Origin of the sequence: Haloferula sp. A504, assembly GCF_044385805.1 — a bacterium.
Lineage (GTDB): Bacteria > Verrucomicrobiota > Verrucomicrobiia > Verrucomicrobiales > Akkermansiaceae > Haloferula.
In genome coordinates this window covers 1-3,021 of the sequence record NZ_JBISBU010000122.1, presented here as the reverse complement: position 1 = coordinate 3,021, position 3,021 = coordinate 1, and the positions used below count along the sequence as shown (strand labels likewise).

The following is a 3,021-nucleotide window of genomic DNA, read 5'->3' as shown; positions in this document are numbered from 1 at the left end:
CCCGGATAACCTGCCGGTTTTGAGGGCAATGTCTAGCAAAAAGGAAACATCCCTTGCAACAGAGGCCCCGCAACTCCTGCGACACAAACGCCCTGGTTCCGTCCCTTCAATTCACGACGGGTCGATCGGCCGATCGACGGGTTGGATGAAGACGGTGGGTGCCTGCCAGGCGGAGCACCTCCGGATCGCGAAGGATGCCAAGGCTCCCCTCGCCACGACCGACCAAGCGCTGATTCGTGCGGCCGGGGCGGAAGGAATCACGATCGTCCAGCCGTAGGCTCCCACGTCCAACACCGCGATCTGCTCATGCCCTCCAAGCTGCTTGCCTCACTCGGTCTCTTCGCTTCCCTGTCGCCCGCTGTCCCGGCCGAGGGGAAGGCCCCGCCGAACGTCCTGATGATCTGCATCGACGATCTGAATGATTGGACCGGGTTCCTCGGAGGCCACTCGGATGCGCGGACGCCCCGTATGGATGCACTGGCGGAGCAGGGCCGGAATTTCACCAACGCCCACTGCGCGGTGCCGGTCTGCTCCTCGTCGCGGGCCAGCGTGATGTCGGGGATGGCGGCGACGACCCACGGGAGCTACGAGATAGGGCCGAAATACGAGGCCCTGCCCGCGCTGAAGGACGCGCCGACGATCCAGCGCCACTTCAAGGACCACGGCTACCTGACCCTGTCGGGCGGCAAGGTGCTGCATCATGATTTCGGCGGACGCCTCGCGGGGGACATCGACCGCTCGCTCGGCCGCAAGGGCAGCCCGCGGCCCGTGAAACCCATGAGCCGCCCTGACGACTGGAGCGCGGCGTGGGACTGGGGAGCGTATCCGGAAGACGACGCCGAGATGGCTGACATCCAGCTGGCGGAGAATGCGGCGAAGGCGCTCAAGGAGGACTTCGACCAGCCCTTCTTCATGTCGGTCGGCTTCTTCCGCCCCCACGTGCCGCTCTTCGTCCCGCCCAAGTGGTTCGAGCTCTATGATGCGGAAAAGATCACGCTTCCCAACAACCCGCTTTCCGACCTCGACGATGTCCCGCCGAACTTCCTCGGCATCAATGACTACGCTCTGGCTCCGACCCACAGGGAGGTCGTCGAGAACGGCAAGCAACGCAGTCTGACCCACGCCTACCTGGCCTCGATCAGCTTCGTCGACCATTGCGTGGGGATGGTGCTCGATGCCCTGAAGGAAAGCCCTCATGCGGACAACACCGTGATCGTCCTGTGGAGCGACCACGGATTTCATCTCGGGGAAAAGCAGCACTGGGCCAAGCGCACATTGTGGGAGGAATCCACGCGCGTGCCGCTGATCTTCGCCGGGCCGGGGGTCGAGTCGGGCAAGCCCTGTCCGGAACCCGCGAGCCTGATCGACATCTATCCGACGCTGGTCGAGCTCTGCGGGTTGCCGGCGAATGACCATCTCGAGGGCCTTTCGCTTGTGCCCCAGCTGAAGGATCCGGCCACGCCCCGGGAACGGCCTGCGATCACCTCCTCCTACCATGGCAATCACTCCATCCGCACCCGCGATTGGAGGCTCATTTCTTACGACGACGGGGCCAAGGAGCTCTATGACCACCGGGCCGACCCGGATGAGTTTCGCAATCTTGCCGAAGATCCCGCTCATCAGGAAACCCTGAAGAGGCTCTCCCAATGGCTTCCGAAGAAGGCCGCCCCGGAGTTCAAAGCCAGGTCCGAGAGATTGCGGGCGCGAAAGAAGTAGGGTCTCCTTTCTTATTCTTGATCCTAATCTTAATCATCTTTCTCTCCCCCCATGCCCCGCTTCGACCACGACAAACTCAAAGTCCACCAAGAGTCGTTCCGCTTCGTCGCATGGGTCGATGATCTCTTGGACGCCGTTCCCAAATCGATCGCGGCGCACAAGCAACTGGACCGAGCATCCCCGGCGCGCGCTACGCCGTTGACGAGGACCACTTCATCAACGAGGGCCGCATCGGGCGAAGTTGCAGAGGCGCCTGCGCGAGCACGGCATTCCCCTCGAACTGCCGGAAAAGGTGCCGGACTCAAAGGCGGAGTGAGTGCTACTCGATCGCGCCCTTGCGGACGGCGAGCTTGAGGATGTCGTCGCGGAACGCGGCGTAGAGCGTTTTGCCATCCGGGCTCAGGCGGACGTAGTTGCAGCGGGGCCGGTCCCCGAAGGGAGGAACAACGACGGGCCTGAAGTTCGCCGCTTTTGCGGAGAGAGGCGGGACGAGCTGGATGCCCAGGGCGGTGCCGATGAGCAGATGGCCGGAGGGCAGAACCACCATGCCGTCGAGCAGGCCGCGACCGTCTTGTCCCGTGGCGAGCCGGTAGGCCGGTCGGGGTGCGCCAAGCGATCCGTCGTCGGCCAGTGGAAGTCGATGCACGGTATCCGCAAGGAATTCGGCGACAAAGAGTGCGTCCCCGGCAGGATTGAGCGCGATCCCGTTGGGCTTCCATTCGAGGGCCGCGGCCTTCGTGAGCTGGCGTTCCGGGGCGGGCGAGACCCGCCAGACGGAGTGGGTCTCGGGATCGGTGAAAAAGATGATCCCGGCATCGGTGATGGCGATGTCGTTGGAGTGCGGACCCTCGGCCACCACCGACCTTTTGCCGGTTTTCAAATCCCACCGATGGATGCGCTGGTCGCCGCCCGCGCAGCCGTAGAGCATGCCATCGGGCCCGATGGCGATGCCGTTGGTCTTGCCGCTCTCACCATCAAGGAGTGTCTTTTCGCCGGTCACGGCGTCGACCCGGAACAGCGTCCCCGCCGGGACGTCGGTGAAGTAGAAGTTTCCCTCGGCATCGAAGGCCATGCCCTCGGCAAACCCGTGCCCCTCGCTGATGACCACCGGATCGCCGACGAAGAGCGAGCCCGATTCGGCGGCGCTGGCGTGAGTTGCGAAGGTGCAGAGGCCGAGGAGCAGGAGGAAGGCCGGGGATTTCGGAGTCATCGTGCCGATGAAACTTGCGGAACAGGGCGGTTCTGTCGAGGAAGCGGCATCATCGGGTGGGCGTGGCCGGGCCTTCCAGGCCCGGTGTCCCGAAT

Annotated in this window: 3 protein-coding genes; 2 read left to right on the top strand and 1 reads right to left on the bottom strand. The window is 64.1% G+C overall.

Going from position 1 to position 3,021, the window contains the following annotated elements:
* Nucleotides 1-145: 145 nt before the first annotated feature.
* Both ACG2LG_RS23630 and ACG2LG_RS23625 read left to right on the top strand, forming a co-directional pair.
* Nucleotides 146-277, top strand: coding sequence for a hypothetical protein (locus tag ACG2LG_RS23630; protein ID WP_396263304.1), 132 nt, complete (start codon nucleotides 146-148; stop codon nucleotides 275-277).
* A gap of 29 nt (nucleotides 278-306) precedes the next feature.
* Nucleotides 307-1,716, top strand: a complete 1,410-nt coding sequence (locus ACG2LG_RS23625; protein ID WP_396263302.1) for a sulfatase — start codon at nucleotides 307-309, stop codon at nucleotides 1,714-1,716.
* A 319-nt stretch (nucleotides 1,717-2,035) separates the two neighbouring features.
* Here ACG2LG_RS23625 and ACG2LG_RS23620 read toward each other — a convergent pair whose 3' ends face one another.
* Nucleotides 2,036-2,926 carry an SMP-30/gluconolactonase/LRE family protein gene (locus ACG2LG_RS23620; protein WP_396263301.1) on the bottom strand — a complete coding sequence of 297 codons (891 nt, stop codon included), beginning with the start codon at nucleotides 2,924-2,926 and terminating at the stop codon, nucleotides 2,036-2,038.
* Nucleotides 2,927-3,021 lie beyond the last annotated feature (95 nt).

What these genes read in the sequence shown, in the direction of transcription:
- ACG2LG_RS23630 (WP_396263304.1), top strand. Translation starts at nt 146, where the DNA reads ATGAAGACGGTGGGTGCCTGCCAGGCGGAGCACCTCCGGATCGCGAAG.
- ACG2LG_RS23625 (WP_396263302.1), top strand. Translation starts at nt 307, where the DNA reads ATGCCCTCCAAGCTGCTTGCCTCACTCGGTCTCTTCGCTTCCCTGTCG.
- ACG2LG_RS23620 (WP_396263301.1), bottom strand. Translation starts at nt 2,926, where the DNA reads ATGACTCCGAAATCCCCGGCCTTCCTCCTGCTCCTCGGCCTCTGCACC.